Here is a 17,400-nt window from a genome sequence, read left to right on the forward strand (position 1 = left end):
CGTCACCAGTGAATCACATCACACTCCTGACAGGCGGAGCATGAGCACACGTACCTTACGGCCGTCCTCCGCCGTCGCCAGACCTCCGCGCGTGGCGACCTCGGGACTCGTCATCGCGGTGGCCTCGGCCCTGGCGTTCTCCTTCTCCGGCCCGTTCCTGAAGCCGCTGCTGGAAGCGGGCTGGTCGCTCGGGGCTGTGTTGCTGGTGCGGATGGGGCTCGCCGGCCTAGTCCTCTCGCCGGCGCTCGTGCGGGCGCTGCGCCGCGAGCGCGGGTTCCTGCGCAGACACGGCGGCATCATCGTCGCCTTCGGACTGACCGCCGTGGCCGGCTGTCAATTGTTCTACTTCGCGGCGATGCAGCGGATGCCGGTGGCCGTGGCCCTGCTCATCCAGTACTTCGCGCCGGTGCTGCTCGTGCTCTGGGTGTGGGCGCGCACGCGCCGCGCACCGTCGAGGCTCGTCCTCGCGGGCTCTCTCGTCGCGATGGCCGGCCTCGTGCTGGTCGTGGACCTCACCGGTGCGCGCTTCGATCTGCTCGGCACGCTGTTCGCGCTGGGTGCGGCCACATGCACCGCCGTCTACTTCGCGATCGCCGAGCGCAGCGGCGATCGACTGCCGCCGCTGGCGCTGGCATCCGGCGGGCTGCTGATCGGAACGGGGCTGATCGGCGTGCTGCTCCTGACCGGCATCCTGCCGTTCGCCGCTCCTGAGGTGAGCGTGGTGCTGGCCGGCGTCGAGGTGCCGTGGTGGATGCCGCTGGCGTGGGTGGGCGCGATCGGCACGAGTCTCGGCTACGCGCTCGGCGTGGTGGCGGTGCCGCGCATCGGCGCGCGCGTAGCATCCTTCGTCGGACTGTCGGAGGTGCTGTTCACCCTGATGATGGCGTGGATCTTCCTGGGTGAGGCGCCGGCGCCCGTGCAGTTCGCCGGTGGGGCGCTCATCCTCGTCGGCGTCGTTCTGGTGCGGATGGATGCCACGCCCCGCGTGACGGTGGCGGCAGCGCCGGGCAGGCGCTGACGAGGCGTCAGGCCGCGCCGCGGGCCAACCCCATCAGCGGCCGGACGCGGTAGCCGATCACCTCTTCCATCACCAGCGACGTCTCCGAGCGCTCGACGCCCTCGATCGCGAGGATGCGCGCGTCGATGTCGAACAGGTGCTGAGTGTCACGGGCGGCCACCCGCACGACCAGGTCGACCGCGCCGCTGATGCCGTGCGCCTGGATGACCTCGGGGATCTCGGCGATCTCGGCGGTGATCCGCGGCAGATCGGCCTGCCGGACCACGACGCTGAGCATCGCCTCGAGGGGGTAACCGAGGGCAGCGGGCGCCATCGCGCGCTCGTACGACAGGAAGACGCCGGCGCGGTCGAGCTTTCCCATGCGCGCCTGCACCGTGTTGCGCGAGAGTCCCAGTCGCTCGGACAGCGCCACGACCGTTTCGCGCGGGTCGTCCGCCAGGGCGTCCAACAGGGCCAGGTCGACGTGGTCCAGGGTGGTCATAGTGCGAAACGCTAGCACGCGACGCGCGGGCGGACACGCGCAAGATGCTCAATATCTCGGCGCGTGCTTGAGCTAGGTGCTGTGTCGACGTACGCTCGCGGCAGTCGGCGACGAGGCCGACGCGGACCGACGGAGCCCCCACAAGGGGCGCCGGGACGGAGGCGACGATGACGTATCTCCCGAGCACGACGACCGATCCCGACACCGACATGGGGCCGGTGGCGCAGGTGATCACCCCCGACGGAGAGCGGATCGTCGATCCGACTCTGGAGCCGTGGGTGGACGGCATCTCAGACGACCTGCTCGTCGACCTCTATCGCGACATGGTGCGCACCCGGCGCCTGGACGGGGAGGGCGTCGCCCTGCAGCGGCAGGGCCAACTGGGCCTCTGGGCGCCGTGCGAAGGGCAGGAGGCTGTGCAGGTCGGCACGGCGCGCGCCCTGCGGGCGGCCGACTTCGTCTTTCCGAGCTACCGCGAGTCGGGCGTGCAGCTGGTGCGCGGCGCGACGCCGACCGAGCTGATCCAGGTCTGGCGCGGCGAGGAGCAGTCGATGGGCGACCCCTTCATCCGACGCACGGCCGGCCCGCAGATCATCATCGGGGCGCAGACCCTGCACGCCGTGGGGTACGCGATGGGCATCCAGCGCGCGGAGGCGCTCGGAGAGGCCCCCAGCGACGACGTGGCCGTCACCTACTTCGGCGACGGCGCCTCCAGTCAGGGCGACGTGCACGAGGCCATGGTGTTCGCCGCATCCTTCGGAGCCCCGGTGGTCTTCGTCTGCTCCAACAACCAGTGGGCGATCTCGGAGCCCGTCCGCGTGCAGTCCCGTACGCCGCTGGCCGCGCGGGCGCCCGCCTTCGGCATCCCGAGTCTGCGTGTGGACGGCAACGACGTGCTCGCCTGCTACGGCGCGATGCGCTGGGCGCTGGAGCGCGCGCGCAGCGGGTCGGGACCGGCCTACATCGAGGCGGTCACCTACCGCATGGGTCCCCACACCACCGCGGACGACCCGACGCGCTACCGCGATCCCGCCGAGCTCTCGCGGTGGCGCGGGCGCGACCCGATCGCCCGGGTGCACGCGCTGCTGCGCGCGAGCGGGGCGCTGAACGATCAGCGTGAGGCAGACATCGCGGCCGATGCCGACACCCTGGCCGCCGAGGTGCGCGCCGCGTGCCTGTCGTACCGCACGCGCGACCCGCTGACGGTCTTCGACGAGGTCTATGCGGAGCCGCATGCCGGGCTCGAGGCTCAGCGCAAGGCCCATTCCGCCTACCTCGACGGCTTCGAGGAGGGGGTGTCATGACCGCGCTCACCATGGCCAAGGCGCTCAACGCCGCGCTGGGACGCGCGCTGGCGGACGACCCGTCGGTGCTCATCATGGGGGAGGACGTCGGCACCCTGGGTGGCGTGTTCCGCATCACCGACGGCCTGCTCGGGGCACACGGGGCGAGCCGGGTGATCGACACCCCGCTGGCCGAATCCGGCATCGTGGGAACCGCCGTGGGGCTGGCGTACCGCGGGTTCCGACCCGTCGTCGAGATCCAGTTCGACGGCTTCGTCTACCCCGCGTTCGACCAGATCGTCTGCCAGGTGGCGAAGCTGCACTACCGCACGCGGGGCGCGGTGCGGATGCCGCTGACGGTGCGCATTCCCTGGGCGGGCGGCGTCGGAGCGGCCGAGCACCACTCCGAGTCGCCGGAGGCGTACTTCGTGCACACGTCGGGCCTGCGGGTCGTCGCGGTGTCGAACCCGTCGGACGCCTACTTCATGCTGCGCCAGGCGATCGCGTGCGACGACCCGGTGGTGTTTTTCGAGCCCAAGCGGCTCTACCACGTCAAGGGCGAGGTCGACCTCGATGCCGCGCTCGCCGATGCCCCGCCGATGGGGCTCGCGCGCGTCGTGCGCGCCGGCAGCGATGCGACCGTCGTGACCTACGGCGCGCAGGTGACCACGGCCCTGGAAGCGGCCGAGGCGGCCGCCGACGACGGGGTGTCGCTGGAAGTCATCGACCTGCGGTCGCTGTCGCCGGTGGACTATGACACGGTCGCGGCATCCGTCCGCCGCACCGGTCGGGTCGTGATCACCCACGAGGCCCCCGGAGAGGCGGGCGTCGGGGCGGAGGTCGCCGCAGGCATCACCGAGCGCTGCTTCCACCACCTCGAGGCGCCGCCGCTGCGGGTCACCGGCCACGACATCCCGTATCCGCCCGCGAAGCTGGAGCGGCACCACCTGCCCGACCTCGACCGCATCCTCGACGCGGTGGACCGCGTGCTAGAGCGACCCCACAGCCTCTCGGAGGCGGCGCAGTGATCTCGGGGTTCCGGCTTCCCGACTTGGGTGAGGGTCTTCCCGAGGCGGAGCTCGTGCAATGGCTCGTGGCGGAGGGCGACGAGGTCGCGCTCAACCAGGTGCTGGCGGAGGTCGAGACGGCCAAGGCGGTCGTCGAGCTGCCGTCGCCGCACGCCGGCCGCGTGACCACCCTGCATGCTGCGGCCGGCGACGTGATCGCAGTGGGAAGCGTCATCGTCTCGTTCGAGCTCGACGCGCCCGCGGGCACGCCGGCCGACGACGCGCCGCAGCCGCACTTGGTCGGCTACGGCGCCGCCCCGGCATCCGCGGGTCGTCCCCAGCGCCGCAGACGTGCCGGCGGCGGACGCGCGACACTCGAGACGGAGGCCGTCGCAGACGCCCCGCACGACGAGGTTCGGGCGCTCGAGCCGGAGCCATCGCTCGGCGAGCGCCCCCGGTCGACCCCGCCGGTGCGCAAGCTCGCCAAGGACCTCGGGGTGGACCTGCTGCTGGTGACACCCACGGGGAGCGAGGGCCTCATCACCCGCGCCGACGTGGAGCAGTACGCCGAGCGCCTCGCCGCGGCGCCCGCGCCCGCGGCGCAGCCCGCGCCTGCCGTCGCACCCGACGACGACATCACCCGCATCCTCGTGCGGGGCGTCCGCCGCTTCACCGCCCAGGCGATGGTGCGAAGCGCCTTCACAGCGCCGCACGCGACGGTGTTCCTGAGCGTCGACGTCACCGAGACGATGCGGCTGCTCGACGAGCTGCGGGACGACCGGCGCTTGGCGGGGCACCGCATCGGCATTCTCGCTGTGGCGGCCAAGGCCGCGTGCCTGGCGCTCGCGCACCACCCCATGCTCAACGCGCGGTGGGACGGCGACGAGATCGTGCAGTTCCGACGTGTGCATCTGGGCATCGCCGCGGCCACCGAGCGAGGGCTGGTCGTTCCGAATGTGAAGGATGCCGACGCTCTCACGCTCGTCGACCTCGCGGACGCCATCGCGAGGCTCGCCGAGACGGCGCGCGCCGGTCGCACCGAGCCGTCGGCGCTGTCGGGCGGGACGTTCTCGATCACGAACGTGGGGGTGTTCGGCGTCGACGCCGGCACGCCGATCCTGAACCCGGGGGAGGCGGGAATTCTCGCGCTCGGCAGCGTGCGACGGATGCCGTGGGAGCATGACGGCCAGGTGGCGCTGCGGGAGGTGCTGACCCTCAGTCTGTCGTTCGACCACCGGCTCGTCGACGGCGAGCAGGGAGCGCGGTTCCTCGCCGACGTCGGCGCGGTGCTGCGGCAGCCGGGGCGGGCGATGCTGCTGCGGTGACCGGACGGCAGACCGGCCGATGCTCGGTCAGGCCATGAGGCTCGCGCGCGCCATCGTCGTCAGGATGCTGCGGAGTTGAGCATCGCCGATGCCCTCGCGAGCCGCATGCAGGCTGTACGGGGTCGAGTTGATGAGACCGAAGCACGCGTGCGCGCGCACGCGCAGGGCCGCCGCCGGGACGGCGTGGCGCACGCCGTCGAGCACGATGACCCACAGCTCCACGTACTCGCGCTGCAGCCGCCGCACTGTGCGCCGGTCGGCGTCGGAGAGGCTCGCAAGCTCGCGGTCCTGCACGCGGATGACGTCCGCCGAGGTGAGGGCGAAGTCGACGTGGAACGCGATGAGCGCATCGAGCGTGTCGTCAGACGGGCGCCCGGCGGCCACCACCGCCCCGCCGCCGTCGAGCAGGGTGCGGCTGACGCCCACGAGGATCGCCCCGAGCAGGGCCTGCTTGTTGGGGAAGTGGCGGTACACCGCGGGGCCGGTGATGCCCACGGCGGTGCCGAGGTCTTCCAGGCTCACCCCCGCGAAGCCCCGCTCGGCGAACAGGCGCGCGGCTTCTCGCAGCAGTGCCGCCTGGCGGTCGGCTTTGGCTCGTTCTCGGTCGGTCAGTCCCGTTGTCATCTCAGTTAATCCTCGCTAACCTGAAACCCCGGTTAGTGACAACTAACCACGCGCGTCGCCCGTAGACAATCTGTGTGACGCGATCGTGACGTCGACGGAGACAGCATGAGCGCAGCCGCCCCGGTTTCGACCGTCGAGCACACGCAGCGCGACCTCGCCGCCGCGCTGCGCGCGCGCCTGGCGAAGGTGGCCGAAGGCGGAGGAGAAGCGGCCCGCGAGCGCCACCTCGCCCGCGGCAAGATGCTCCCGCGAGAGCGCATCGACCGTCTGCTCGACGAGGGCAGTCCCTTCCTCGAGCTCGCGCCGTTGGCCGCCGAAGGGCTCTACGACGGGCAGGCGCCGGCGGCCGGGGTGATCGCGGGTATCGGGCTCGTGCACGGGCGCCACGTCATGGTGGTGTGCAACGACGCCACGGTCAAGGGCGGCACCTACTTTCCCCTCACCGTCAAGAAGCACCTGCGCGCCCAGGAGGTGGCCTTCGAGAACCGGTTGCCCTGCATCTACCTCGTCGACTCCGGGGGAGCGTTCCTTCCCCTGCAGGACGAGGTCTTCCCCGACCGCGACCACTTCGGGCGGATCTTCTTCAACCAGGCCCGGCTCTCGGCCGCGGGCATTCCGCAGCTGGCCGCAGTGATGGGCTCCTGCACGGCAGGCGGCGCCTATGTGCCGGCGATGAGCGACGAGACGGTGATCGTGCGAGGGCAGGGCACGATCTTCCTCGGCGGTCCGCCGCTGGTCAAAGCCGCGATCGGCGAGGTCGTCACCGCCGAGGAGCTCGGCGGCGGCGAGCTGCACGCCCGGCGCTCCGGGGTCGTCGACCACCTCGCCGACGACGACGAGCACGCACTCGAGATCATGCGCGACATCGTGCTGACACTGCCGCAGCCCGCGCCGCCGGCGTGGCAGGTGCACGAGCCGGCCGATGCCGCGGCCCCCGCCGACGAGCTGTACGACCTCGTACCCGTGGACGTGAACGTGCCGTACGACCCCCACGCGGTCATCGACCGCCTCGTCGACGCCGGCAGCGTGCACGAGTTCAAGCGGGAGTACGGCACGACGCTGGTCACCGCGTTCGCCCGCATCCACGGTCATCCGGTCGGCATCCTCGCCAACAACGGGGTGCTCTTCGGCGAATCGGCCCTCAAGGGCGCTCACTTCATGGAACTGTGCGATCAGCGTGGCATCCCGCTGCTGTTCCTGCAGAACATCTCCGGGTTCATGGTCGGCCGTGACGCCGAGGCCGCCGGAATCGCCAAGGACGGTGCCAAGATGGTCACCGCCGTCGCCACGACGCGGGTGCCCAAGCTCACCGTCGTGGTCGGCGGATCGTTCGGCGCCGGCAACTACTCGATGTGCGGCCGGGCATATTCGCCCCGGTTCCTGTGGAGCTGGCCGGGCAGCCGCATCTCGGTCATGGGCGGTGCTCAGGCGGCGTCGGTGCTGTCGACGGTGAAGGGCGACCAGCTCGCGGCCCGCGGCGAGGACTGGTCGGCCGAAGAGCGCTCCGCCTTCGAAGCCCCCGTGCGCGCCCAGTTCGAGACGCAGGGCGACCCCTACTACGCCACGGCGCGCCTCTGGGACGACGGGGTGATCGACCCGGTCGACACCCGCGATGTGCTCGGCCTCGCCCTGGACGTCGTCTCCCGGGCACCCCTCCCCGCCCCCGGCTTCGGCCTCTTCCGGATGTGACATGACCGCGCCCCTCTTCGACACCGTGCTCGTCGCCAACCGCGGCGAGATCGCCCGGCGCGTCATCCGGACGCTCCGACGCCTCGGCATCCGCTCTGTCGCCGTCTACAGCGACGCCGATGCCGAAGCGCCGCACGTGCGCGAAGCCGACGTCGCCGTGCGGCTCGGGCCCGCACCGGCCTCGCAGTCCTACCTCGACATCGACGCCGTGATCACCGCCGCTCGCCACAGCGGCGCGCAGGCGGTGCACCCGGGGTACGGGTTCCTCTCCGAGAACGCCGCGTTCGCGCGCGCGTGCGCGGCCGCCGGCATCGTGTTCGTCGGGCCCGCACCGCACGCGCTCGACGTCATGGGCGACAAGATCCGCTCCAAGGAGCACGTCGCCGCCCACGGCGTGCCGGTCGTGCCCGGGTTCAGTGCCGCAGGCATGACGGATGCCGCCATCCTCGCGGCCGCCGACACCCACGGATTCCCGCTGCTGGTCAAGCCCTCCGCCGGCGGCGGGGGCAAGGGCATGCAGATCGTGCGGGAGCCTGCGGACCTTCCCGATGCGCTCGCCGCCGCGCGTCGGGTCGCGGCGAGCGCGTTCGGCGACGACACGCTGCTGCTCGAGCGGCTCGTCGAGCGCCCTCGCCACATCGAGGTGCAGGTGCTCGCCGACGCGCACGGCACCGTCGTGCACCTCGGCGAGCGCGAGTGCTCGCTGCAGCGGCGCCACCAGAAGGTGATCGAAGAGGCTCCCTCGCCCGCGGTCGACGAAACGACCCGTCGACGGCTCGGCGACGCGGCTTGCCGGGCGGCGGCGAGCGTCGGCTACCTCGGGGCGGGAACGGTGGAGTTCCTCATGGCCGCCGACCGTCCGGACGAGTTCTTCTTCATCGAGATGAACACGCGGCTGCAAGTGGAACACCCCGTGACGGAGCTCGTCACCGGCGTAGACCTGGTGGCCGAGCAGCTGCGGGCGGCGGCGGGCCTGCCGCTGGGGTTCGCGCAGCGGGATGTGCGGATCGAGGGCCATGCGATCGAGGCACGCGTGTACGCCGAGAGCCCTGCCCGCGGATTCCTCCCCGCCACCGGCGAGGTGATCGCCTGGCGGGTGCCGCAGGGCGTGCGTGTTGACGGCGCCGTGGAGACCGGCAGCGTCGTGACGAGCCACTACGACCCCATGATCGCCAAGGTGATCGCCCACGGTGCCGATCGGCCAGAGGCGCTTGCGCTCTTGGACGCGGCGCTCGCCGACACGGTCGTGCTGGGGGTGGACACGAACATCGCCTTCCTGCGTGCCCTGCTCGCCGAACCCGCCGTGCAGGACGGGCGCCTGGACACCCACATCATCGACGCCTTGCCTCCGCTGTCGGCGCCCGAACCGTCGGCAGACGCGCTCGCCGCGGCCGCCGCGAGTGGGGGCGGTGCCGCACCGCAGTCACCGCAGTCACCGCAGTCACCATGGGGGCGCACCGACGGCTGGCGGCTCGGCGGCGGCCGGGCGCCCCGCCACGCGCGCTTCGAGACCGAGTCCGGTTCGGTGGTCGCGGCATCCGTGCCCGACGCGTCCGACGCCGACGCTCCCCTCGGCGCGACGGTCGCGCGAGACGGCGATGGCGACGTGTGGGTGCACCTGGCCGGGGCGACCCATCGGCTGCGGTCCGTGACCCGTCGCGACGCCTCCGAGCGCAGTCGCACGGCCCGCACCCGCGTCGACGCGGCGGCCGCGCCGCACGTGCGGGCGCCCCTGCCGGGGACCGTCGTGGCCGTGCACGCTCAGGACGGCGACCGGGTGGCATCCGGATCCCGCTTGGCCACCATCGAGGCCATGAAGATGGAGCACACCGTGACGGCGCCCCACGACGGCGCTCTGCGGATGCTCGTCGGCGTCGGCGCGCAGGTGCGCCGCGACGAGGTGCTCGCCGAGGTGCATCAGGACCCCGAGGACCACGACGACCCCCAGGAGGAGACCCCATGACCGGACCCGTCGACCTGAGCTCGTACGCGCTGGAGGATGACGAGATCGAGCTGGCACGCATGGTGCGCGCCTTCGCCGACGAGGTCGTCGCCCCGGTGGCGTATGAGGCCGACCGCACGCACACCCTCCCCATGGACGTCGTCGCCCAGATGGGCGACATGGGCCTGTTCGGGCTGCCCTTTCCCGAGGAGGTGGGCGGCCAGGGCGGCACCTACCTCGCCCTCGGGCTGGCGATCGAGGCGCTCGCGCGCGTGGACCAGTCGCTCGCGATCACCCTCGAGGCGGGAGTGAGCCTCGGCGCCATGCCGGTGTTCCGCTTCGGCACCGACGCGCAGCGAGCCGAGCTGCTGCCCGACCTCTTGGCAGGCCGCGCGTTGGCGGGTTTCGGGCTCACCGAGCCCGAGGCGGGGTCGGATGCCGGCGCCACCCGCACCACCGCCCGGCGCGACGGCGGTGAGTGGGTGATCGACGGCAGCAAGCAGTTCATCACCAACTCGGGCACGTCCATCACCCGGTTCGTCACCGTCACCGCCGTCACCGGACGCCGCGGCGATCGCCCCGAGATCTCCACGATCATGGTGCCCAGCGGCACGCCAGGGTTCACCGTCGGGCCGGCCTACGACAAGGCCGGCTGGCGCGCGTCCGACACGCATCCGCTGACCTTCGCCGAGTGCCGCGTGCCCGAGGAGAATCTGCTGGGCGAGGAGGGGCGGGGATTCGCGAACTTCCTCCACATCCTCGATGAGGGGCGCATCGCGATCGCAGCTCTTGCGACCGGAGCGGCGGAGGGATGCCTGGAGGCGGCGCTGGACTACGCCGCGACGCGACAGGTGTTCGGGGCGGCGCTGTCGACCCGTCAGGGCATCCAGTTCACCCTCGCGCGCATGCAGGCCCGCGTGCACACGGCGCGGCTGGCGTGGGTTCGAGCCGCGCACCTGCGCGATGCGGGGCGGCCGTTCAAGACCGAGGCCGCCATCGCGAAGCTCGTCTCGGGCGAGGCGGCGATGGACAACGCCCGCGACGCCACGCAGATCTTCGGCGGCAACGGGTTCATGAACGAGTACCCCGTGGCCCGCCACTACCGCGACAGCAAGATCCTCGAGATCGGGGAGGGGACCACCGAGGTGCAGCTGCTCGTCATCGCCCGCGCGCTCGGGGTAGCGTGAACGGCATGACCGACAGCCCCGCCGGCGCGCCCGACATCGTGCAGCGGGGACTGTGGTTCGAGGAGTTCACGGTCGGCGCGCGCTACCGCCATCGCCCCGGGCGCACGGTCACGCAGGCCGACAACGTGCTGTTCTCGGGCCTCACGATGAACGCGCAGGCGCTGCACGTCGACGAGGCGTACGCTGCCACGCAGCCGTTCGGCCGTCCCCTCATCAACTCGATGTGGACGCTGGCGACGATGATCGGCTCGTCGGTGGCCCAGCTCACGCAGGGGACCCTCGTCGCTCAGCTCGGACTCACCGACATCGCGTTTCCCGCCCCGCTCTTCCCCGGCGACACGCTCTACACCGACACCGAGATCATCGGCGCCCGGCCGTCGGCCTCGCGTCCCGGGCAGGGCATCGTCACCATGCGCCACACCGGGCGCAACCAAGACGGCGAGGTGGTCGCGACGGCGACCCGCACGGCCCTGATGTGGAGCCGTGACCACGAGGAGGAAACGACGTGACCGGTTTCTCGGCGGGCCCCGCCCTGCTCTTCTGCCCCGCCGATCGTCCCGAGCGGTTCGCGTCGGCGCTCGCGCGGGCCGACGGCGCCATCATCGACCTCGAGGACGCCGTGGCCCCGGTGGACAAGGCGGCCGCGCGCGGCGCACTCATCGACGCCGACCTCGACCCGGCGCGGGTCATCGTGCGGGTGAACCCGGTCGGCACGCCCGATTTCGAGGCGGACCTGGCGACGCTGTCGCAGACCGACGTACGCACGATCATGGTCGCGAAGGCCGAGTCACCCAAGCGGATCGGCCGGATCGACCCGCGCTACACCGTCGTCGCGCTGTGCGAGACGGCGCGGGGCGTCACCGCCGCCGAGCGCATCGCCGCGCTGGACAACGTGTCGGCGCTGATGTGGGGCGCCGAAGACCTCGTCGCCTCGCTGGGTGGCACGTCGAGCCGCAAGCCGAACGGCCGATACCGTGACGTCGCCCGCCACGCGCGGGCACACGTGCTGCTGTCGGCGGGCGCACGCGGCAAGGCCGCGATCGACGCCGTGCACGTGGACATCGCCGACACGAAAGGGCTCGCCCGCGAGGCGGAGGATGCCGCCGCGAGCGGCTTCGCCGCCACCGCCTGCATCCACCCCAGCCAGGTGCCGGTGATCCGCGCCGCCTACCGTCCCACCGCGGAGGACAGCGCGTGGGCTCGGGATGTGCTGCGCGCCGCCGAGGACGAGGGCGGGGTCTTCACCTACCGCGGGCGGATGGTCGACGAGCCGGTGCTGCGCCACGCGCGCACACTGCTGCACCGCACCGGACGCTAGCCGGCCACGACGGGGCCGACGCCCGAAAGCAGCCGAAGCCGGTCGCGCTCGAGCAGCAGGTCATAGCTCGACCCGTTCGGCAGCCGGAAGCCGACGGGGGGCAGCTCGCCCCCGGTGGCGTGGCGGATGATCTCGCGGATCAGCGCACCGTGGGCGACGGCGATGACGGATGCCGACGCCGGCGCCGTCGTGTGCCGCACGTCCCGCGCGATCTGCTGCAGGGCCGCCAGGGCTCGGGCGCGCAGGGCCGGCCAGGGCTCGGCGCCGGGCACCTCGGCGCTGTGCCAGTCGCCCCAGCGTTCCAGGAACTCCGCGGCATCCACGCCCTCCGCCTCGCCATAGGCGCGCTCGCGCAGCTGCGGGTACGTGCGGGGCGGATCGACTCCGAGGGTGTCGGCGATGATCTCGGCGGTCTCGCGCGCGCGTGAAAGGTCGCTGCTGACGACGATGACGGGTGAGCCGGTGGTCAGGCGCTCCTGCAGCCGCTGGGCGGCATCGCGGGCCTGCTCTCGTCCGGTGTCGTTGAGCGGGATGTCGGTGGAACCCTGGATGCGGCGCGCGCGGTTCCAGTCGGTCTCACCGTGGCGCACGAGGGTCAGCAGAGTCACCCGACGAGCCTAACCGCGGCATCCGGGAGAGGGCTCGGAGACGGCTGGTGCGATTCGGGGATTCGGGGATCCGGCGATCGTCGGCGCGGTGCCGCGACGACCCTCAGCGCGACTCGGCGAGCAGGTCGGTGAGGGCTGCGAGCACAGGGCTGGTGCCGCCGTCGATTTTCACCGTCGCCTTGGAATCCGCGCGCGTCTCGCCCCGGTTCACGATGACGACCGGCAGCCGGCGCCGGCGCGCGCGCTCGACCAGGCGTACCCCGGAGTTGACGACGAGCGACGAGCCGGCCACGAGCAGTGCCTGACTCGTGTGCACGAGCTGCTCGGCCTCGGCGAACCGCTCGACGGGCACGAATTCGCCGAAGAAGACGACGTCGGGCTTCAGCATGCCGCCGCAGACGCTGCAGTCGGGAACGCGAAATCCGTCGGCGGTCTCGGGCAGCACGTCGCCGTCGGGGCCGAGCAGCACGTCGGCGGGAACGTCGATCCAGGGGTTGTCGGCTTCGATCCGCACCGCGAGGTCGCGTCGGTCGAAGACCTGGCCGCAGTGGGTGCAGAAGACCCGGCGCATGGTGCCGTGCAGCTCCACGACGCGGCGGCTGCCGGCGCGCACGTGAAGACCGTCGACGTTCTGGGTGATGACGCCGGTGGCGATGCCGGCGCTCTCGAGGCTCGCGAGGGCCGCGTGGCCGGCGTTGGGGGAGGCAGCGGCGAAAACGCGCCATCCCAGGTGGCTGCCCACCCAGTACCGGCGGCGGGCGGCTTCGCTGGCGAGGAACTGCTGCGCGGTCATGGGGGTGCGCACCGGCGCGCCCTCGCCGCGGTAGTCGGGGATCCCCGAGTCGGTGGACACCCCGGCGCCGGTGAGCACCGCGATCTGGCGGCCGCGCAGCACGTCGGCGGCCTGGCCGACCAGTCGCTCGGTCGGCGCGTCGAGCTGGAGCACCGGGGTCACCCGGCCGATTCTAGGCGTGCCAGTTTGCCGGGAGGTTACGCTCAGCCGGGCATGGGTCGCGTACAGGTCCGCCATCGCGCCGCGTGGGAGAGTGGACCAATGCCCATCGAGCACGTCGCAGACCCCGCCGATCCCCGTCTGGCCGACTACCGGGACCTCACCGACGTGGCGCTGCGACGCGTGCTGGAGCCCGCCGGAGGCCTGTACATCGCGGAGTCCGCGAAGGTCATCGGCCGGGCCATCGCGGCGGGGCATCGGCCGCGGTCGATCCTGGTGCAGGAGAAGTGGGTCGACGACGTCCGGGACCTCGCCGGCGACGCGCCCGTGTACGTCGTGCCGACAGAGGTCGCCGAGCAGCTCACCGGCTACCAGGTGCATCGCGGCGCGCTCGCCGCGATGCACCGCCCCGTCGCCCCGCCGGTGGCGGACGTCATCGCCGGCGCGCGTCTCGTGGTCGTGCTCGAGGACATCGTCGACCACACCAACGTGGGCGCCGCCTTCCGAAACGCCGCCGCGCTCGGCGCCGACGCCGTGCTCGTGTCTCCCCGGTGCGCCGACCCGCTCTACCGCCGCAGCGTGCGGGTGAGTATGGGCACGGTCTTCCAGGTGCCGTGGACGCGGCTGCCGAAGTGGCCCGAGGCTGGCGGCATCCTTCACGACAACGGTTTCCACCTGGCGGCGCTCGCGCTCGCCGACGACGCGGTGACGCTGGACGACTTCGCCGCCGCCCGGCCGGAGCGCGTCGCCCTCATGCTCGGTGCCGAGGGCGACGGGCTGTCCCGCCGCGCGCTCGAAGCCGCCGACACCGTCGTCACGATCCCGATGGCCGGGGAAGTCGACTCGCTCAACGTCGCAGCGGCGAGCGCCGTCGCCCTCTGGGCCCTGCGCTGACGCGGGTCGCGGCGCTTGCGCTGGCGGTTGCGGCGCTGCCGTGTGCCTGACTCCTCAAGACCGGGCTCGTTCCGGGTCGGAACCCGGTCCGCGAGCCGCGACGTCGCGATTCTTGAGGAGTTGCGGCGTCCGGGGCGCCCGGCCCGCCCCGCGCCCCCAGCCACCGCCTACTCGCCGGCGAGGTCTCCCAGGCGCGGGACCGCCCGCACCGGCAGCGCCTCGGGGCGCTTTGCCGTGATGTGGTCGCCGGAGGACTGGTTGCGCACCCGGCGCAGCACCCACGGCACGAGGTGCTCCCGTGCCCAGACGAGATCGTTCGCCCGCGCGGCCCGCCATGTGCGAGGCGGCACCGGCTCGGGCTGCATCGGCTGCAGGTCGTTCGGCACGTTCAGCGCGCGCAGCACCATGCGGGCCACCTCGTGGTGGCCGAGGGTGTTGTAGTGCAGGCGGTCGTCGTCGAAGAACCGCATGTCCTGCACTTCTTTGAGCGCCCACTGGTCGGCCACAACGCAGTCGTAGCGCTCGGCGATGGCCCGGATGTTCTCGTTGTAGATCGCGACGCGCCCGCGGATGCCGCGGAACACCGGGGTGAAGTTCGTGTCGATGGCGGTGAAGATCAGCAGCGTTGCCCCGCTGGGGGTCAGCCGCACGACGGCATCCTCGAACTGCGCGGCGACGGCGTCGGGATCGCCGCCGGGGCGGATGACGTCGTTGCCGCCGGCCGAGAACGTGATGAGGTCGGGCTTCAGAGCGAGGGCCGGCTCGATCTGGGTGTCGACGATCTGGCCGATCAGCTTGCCGCGCACGGCGAGGTTGGCGTAGGCGAAGTCGTCGACCTGGGCGCCGAGCACGGCGGCGACGCGGTCCGCCCAGCCGCGGTGTCCGCCGGGGGAGGAGGGGTCGGGGTCGCCGATGCCCTCCGTGAACGAGTCTCCGATCGCGACCATGCGTCGCCAGGGATGCTCTGTCGGGTTCGGGGTGTACTCGGCGAGACGATCTGGGGCGTCGGTCACGGAGTCGGAGGGGGAGTCGGGGTCGGTGTCGGTGTCGGGCATGGGGCCTCCTCGGCTGAACCAGCTTCGAGGCTAGCTTGCGCTGCCTCGTTTAGGCTGGACCGTTGTGGATGAACAGCAGCAGGAGCATTTCGGGAGCTTCGCTGCCGAGCACCTCTCGCCGTCGTTCCCGCAGCGCGCCCCCTGGGGAACGGCCCAGCGACTGCGTGCCTGGCAGGCCGAAGCGCTCGACCAGTACTTCGCGATGGACGGCCCCGACGGGGTCGGCAAAGGGCCCCGCGACTTTCTCGCGGCCGCCACGCCGGGCGCCGGCAAGACGACCTTCGCCCTGCGCCTGGCCACCGAGCTCCTCCGCCGGCGTATCATCGACCGCATCGTCGTGGTGGCCCCGACCGAGCATCTGAAGACGCAGTGGGCGGATGCCGCGGCGCGCGTGTCCATCCGGCTCGACCCGAACTTCAGCAACCGCCACGTCTCGCCCGCCCGGCACTACCACGGTGTCGCCGTGACGTACGCGCAGGTGGCGGTCAAGGCATCCGTCCACCAGCGCCTCACCGAGGATGCCCGCACCCTGGTGATCCTCGACGAGGTGCACCACGGCGGTGATGCCCTCAGCTGGGGCGACGCGCTGCGCGAGGCCTACCAGCGGGCGACCCGTCGGCTGCTGCTGTCGGGGACCCCGTTCCGCAGTGACACCGCGCCGATCCCGTTCGTGGAGTACCACCCGAACGAGAAGGGCATCAGGCTCTCCCGCACGGACTACAACTACGGCTACGGGCGAGCCCTCGCCGATGGGGTCGTGCGTCCGGTGCTCTTCCTCGTCTACGCCGGGCAGATGCGCTGGCGAACCAAGGCCGGCGACGAGTACGAGGCGCACCTCGGTCAGGACAACACGAAGGACATCAACTCGCAGGCCTGGCGCACCGCGCTGGACCCGCAGGGCGACTGGATCCCCGCGGTGCTGCGCAGCGCCGACCGGCGTCTCACCGAGGTGCGGCAGGAAGTCCCCGACGCCGGTGGCCTCGTCATCGCGACCGACCAGACCGCCGCCCGTGCGTACGCGGCGATCCTCCGTGACATCACGGGGGAGCCCACGACCGTCGTGCTCTCGGACGACCCTGCGGCATCCGGTCGCATCGAGGAGTTCGCGAAGGGCACGTCGCGCTGGATGGTCGCGGTGCGCATGGTGTCGGAAGGCGTCGACGTGCCCCGGCTGTCGGTCGGCGTCTATGCCACGAGCGCGTCGACCCCGCTCTTCTTCGCCCAGGCGATCGGCCGCTTCGTGCGCGCTCGCCGTCGGGGCGAGTCGGCGAGCGTCTTCCTGCCGCACGTGCCGCAGCTGCTGGCCCTCGCCAATGAGATGGAGCGCGAGCGCGACCACGCGCTGGACCGCGAGTCGGGCGATGACGACGGCCTCGAGGACACCCTGCTGGCCGAGGCGGAGCGCGAGGACAAGGCATCCGACTCGCTCACCGAGGAGTTCAGCTACCAGGCGCTCGGCTCGGTCGCCCACTTCGACCGCGTGCTCTTCGACGGCAAGGAGTTCGGCCAGCTCGCCGTGCCGGGAACCCCCGAGGAGGAGGAGTTCCTGGGCTTGCCGGGGCTGCTCGAGCCCGAGCATGTGCACGAGCTGCTCATGCAGCGGCAAGCGCGGCAGGGCCGGCACCGCAAGGCGCGCGAGACCAGCGAGGCGCAGCAGGCGGATGCCACCGGAGCCCCGCCGGCCACGACGCTGCCGCCGGCGCTGCACCGCACGCTCAAGGAGCAGCGGCAGCTGCTCAACAGCCTCGTCGGCGTGTACGCGCGGCAGAGCGGCGAGCCGCACGGCGCGGTGCACGCCGAACTGCGACGCCTGTGCGGCGGGCCGGCGGTCTCGCACGCCACGGTCGCGCAGCTGCAGGCCCGCATCGACCTGCTCCGTCGCCGCGTGCACTCCTAGCCCTCACCGCTGGCGCTTCGGAACCCCGAAATGCTGACAATCACGGTTTTCGGCCGTAACGGTCACGCGGCGCTGATTACCGTAGAAGGCATCCCCCTTCCTGCTCCCGACCGGAGGTCT

Annotated in this window: 16 protein-coding genes; 11 read left to right on the forward strand and 5 right to left on the reverse strand. The window is 72.1% G+C overall.

Annotated features, from left to right (window positions below; all coding sequences use genetic code 11):
• Nucleotides 1-91: 91 nt before the first annotated feature.
• Entirely contained in the window at nucleotides 92-1,018 is a 927-nt protein-coding gene (locus tag QNO21_RS05355) for an EamA family transporter (RefSeq protein ID WP_257518803.1), read from the forward strand.
• 7 nt (nucleotides 1,019-1,025) lie between these two features.
• Here the strand turns inward: QNO21_RS05355 and QNO21_RS05360 are convergent, their stop codons facing one another.
• Nucleotides 1,026-1,499: an Lrp/AsnC family transcriptional regulator gene (locus tag QNO21_RS05360; protein ID WP_257518804.1), complete on the reverse strand. Its 474-nt coding sequence runs from the start codon at nucleotides 1,497-1,499 to the stop codon at nucleotides 1,026-1,028.
• Between the two features lie 167 nt (nucleotides 1,500-1,666).
• Between QNO21_RS05360 and pdhA the strand changes: the two genes are divergently transcribed.
• Genes pdhA through QNO21_RS05375 form a run of 3 tightly spaced genes read left to right on the forward strand, consistent with a single transcriptional unit; the run spans nucleotide 1,667 to nucleotide 5,114 of the window.
• Entirely contained in the window at nucleotides 1,667-2,803 is a 1,137-nt protein-coding gene (gene pdhA / locus QNO21_RS05365) for a pyruvate dehydrogenase (acetyl-transferring) E1 component subunit alpha (RefSeq protein ID WP_257518805.1), read from the forward strand.
• A complete protein-coding gene (locus tag QNO21_RS05370; protein ID WP_257518806.1) occupies nucleotides 2,800-3,810 on the forward strand; it encodes an alpha-ketoacid dehydrogenase subunit beta in 1,011 nt (336 codons plus the stop codon). Before pdhA ends, QNO21_RS05370 begins: the two co-directional genes overlap by 4 nt.
• Nucleotides 3,807-5,114: a dihydrolipoamide acetyltransferase family protein gene (locus QNO21_RS05375; protein WP_257518807.1), complete on the forward strand. Its 1,308-nt coding sequence runs from the start codon at nucleotides 3,807-3,809 to the stop codon at nucleotides 5,112-5,114. Before QNO21_RS05370 ends, QNO21_RS05375 begins: the two co-directional genes overlap by 4 nt.
• Nucleotides 5,115-5,141: 27 nt before the next feature.
• Here the strand turns inward: QNO21_RS05375 and QNO21_RS05380 are convergent, their stop codons facing one another.
• Nucleotides 5,142-5,738 (reverse strand): TetR/AcrR family transcriptional regulator, encoded by a 597-nt coding sequence (locus tag QNO21_RS05380; protein ID WP_257518808.1) that lies wholly within the window; start codon nucleotides 5,736-5,738, stop codon nucleotides 5,142-5,144.
• A gap of 105 nt (nucleotides 5,739-5,843) precedes the next feature.
• Between QNO21_RS05380 and QNO21_RS05385 the strand changes: the two genes are divergently transcribed.
• Genes QNO21_RS05385 through QNO21_RS05405 form a run of 5 tightly spaced genes read left to right on the forward strand, consistent with a single transcriptional unit; the run spans nucleotide 5,844 to nucleotide 11,874 of the window.
• Nucleotides 5,844-7,427: a carboxyl transferase domain-containing protein gene (locus QNO21_RS05385; protein WP_257518809.1), complete on the forward strand. Its 1,584-nt coding sequence runs from the start codon at nucleotides 5,844-5,846 to the stop codon at nucleotides 7,425-7,427.
• Nucleotide 7,428: 1 nt separating this feature from the next.
• Complete coding sequence (locus QNO21_RS05390; protein WP_257518810.1) at nucleotides 7,429-9,390, forward strand: ATP-binding protein; 1,962 nt, start codon at nucleotides 7,429-7,431, stop codon at nucleotides 9,388-9,390.
• Complete coding sequence (locus QNO21_RS05395) at nucleotides 9,387-10,556, forward strand: acyl-CoA dehydrogenase family protein (protein WP_257518811.1); 1,170 nt, start codon at nucleotides 9,387-9,389, stop codon at nucleotides 10,554-10,556. The genes QNO21_RS05390 and QNO21_RS05395 overlap by 4 nt, the downstream gene beginning before the upstream one ends.
• A gap of 5 nt (nucleotides 10,557-10,561) precedes the next feature.
• Nucleotides 10,562-11,065, forward strand: coding sequence for a MaoC family dehydratase (locus tag QNO21_RS05400; protein ID WP_257518812.1), 504 nt, complete (start codon nucleotides 10,562-10,564; stop codon nucleotides 11,063-11,065).
• Nucleotides 11,062-11,874, forward strand: a complete 813-nt coding sequence (locus QNO21_RS05405) for an HpcH/HpaI aldolase/citrate lyase family protein (RefSeq protein WP_257518813.1) — start codon at nucleotides 11,062-11,064, stop codon at nucleotides 11,872-11,874. Before QNO21_RS05400 ends, QNO21_RS05405 begins: the two co-directional genes overlap by 4 nt.
• On the opposite strand, the gene QNO21_RS05410 is transcribed toward QNO21_RS05405, so the two are convergent.
• Nucleotides 11,871-12,482, reverse strand: a complete 612-nt coding sequence (locus tag QNO21_RS05410) for a histidine phosphatase family protein (RefSeq protein WP_257518814.1) — start codon at nucleotides 12,480-12,482, stop codon at nucleotides 11,871-11,873. The genes QNO21_RS05405 and QNO21_RS05410 overlap by 4 nt on opposite strands.
• A 103-nt stretch (nucleotides 12,483-12,585) precedes the next feature.
• Nucleotides 12,586-13,437 (reverse strand): Sir2 family NAD-dependent protein deacetylase, encoded by an 852-nt coding sequence (locus QNO21_RS05415; RefSeq protein ID WP_374211405.1) that lies wholly within the window; start codon nucleotides 13,435-13,437, stop codon nucleotides 12,586-12,588.
• A 99-nt stretch (nucleotides 13,438-13,536) separates the two neighbouring features.
• On the opposite strand from QNO21_RS05415, the gene QNO21_RS05420 reads away from it, so the two are divergent.
• Nucleotides 13,537-14,328 carry a TrmH family RNA methyltransferase gene (locus tag QNO21_RS05420; RefSeq protein WP_257518815.1) on the forward strand — a complete coding sequence of 264 codons (792 nt, stop codon included), beginning with the start codon at nucleotides 13,537-13,539 and terminating at the stop codon, nucleotides 14,326-14,328.
• Nucleotides 14,329-14,495: 167 nt separating this feature from the next.
• Here the strand turns inward: QNO21_RS05420 and QNO21_RS05425 are convergent, their stop codons facing one another.
• Complete coding sequence (locus QNO21_RS05425; protein WP_257518944.1) at nucleotides 14,496-15,275, reverse strand: SGNH/GDSL hydrolase family protein; 780 nt, start codon at nucleotides 15,273-15,275, stop codon at nucleotides 14,496-14,498.
• A 172-nt stretch (nucleotides 15,276-15,447) separates the two neighbouring features.
• Here QNO21_RS05425 and QNO21_RS05430 point away from each other — a divergent pair, with 172 nt between their 5' ends.
• A complete protein-coding gene (locus QNO21_RS05430) occupies nucleotides 15,448-17,280 on the forward strand; it encodes a DEAD/DEAH box helicase (protein WP_257518816.1) in 1,833 nt (610 codons plus the stop codon).
• Nucleotides 17,281-17,400: the final 120 nt, after the last annotated feature.

The organism is Microbacterium sp. zg-Y818 (assembly GCF_030246905.1).
Lineage (GTDB): Bacteria > Actinomycetota > Actinomycetes > Actinomycetales > Microbacteriaceae > Microbacterium.

Coding starts and splice junctions, on each gene's coding strand:
- QNO21_RS05380 (WP_257518808.1), bottom strand. CDS start 5,738: ATGACAACGGGACTGACCGACCGAGAACGAGCCAAAGCCGACCGCCAG.
- QNO21_RS05400 (WP_257518812.1), top strand. CDS start 10,562: ATGACCGACAGCCCCGCCGGCGCGCCCGACATCGTGCAGCGGGGACTG.
- QNO21_RS05395 (WP_257518811.1), top strand. CDS start 9,387: ATGACCGGACCCGTCGACCTGAGCTCGTACGCGCTGGAGGATGACGAG.
- QNO21_RS05370 (WP_257518806.1), top strand. CDS start 2,800: ATGACCGCGCTCACCATGGCCAAGGCGCTCAACGCCGCGCTGGGACGC.
- QNO21_RS05360 (WP_257518804.1), bottom strand. CDS start 1,499: ATGACCACCCTGGACCACGTCGACCTGGCCCTGTTGGACGCCCTGGCG.
- QNO21_RS05390 (WP_257518810.1), top strand. CDS start 7,429: ATGACCGCGCCCCTCTTCGACACCGTGCTCGTCGCCAACCGCGGCGAG.
- QNO21_RS05385 (WP_257518809.1), top strand. CDS start 5,844: ATGAGCGCAGCCGCCCCGGTTTCGACCGTCGAGCACACGCAGCGCGAC.
- QNO21_RS05425 (WP_257518944.1), bottom strand. CDS start 15,275: ATGGTCGCGATCGGAGACTCGTTCACGGAGGGCATCGGCGACCCCGAC.
- pdhA (WP_257518805.1), top strand. CDS start 1,667: ATGACGTATCTCCCGAGCACGACGACCGATCCCGACACCGACATGGGG.
- QNO21_RS05420 (WP_257518815.1), top strand. CDS start 13,537: ATGCCCATCGAGCACGTCGCAGACCCCGCCGATCCCCGTCTGGCCGAC.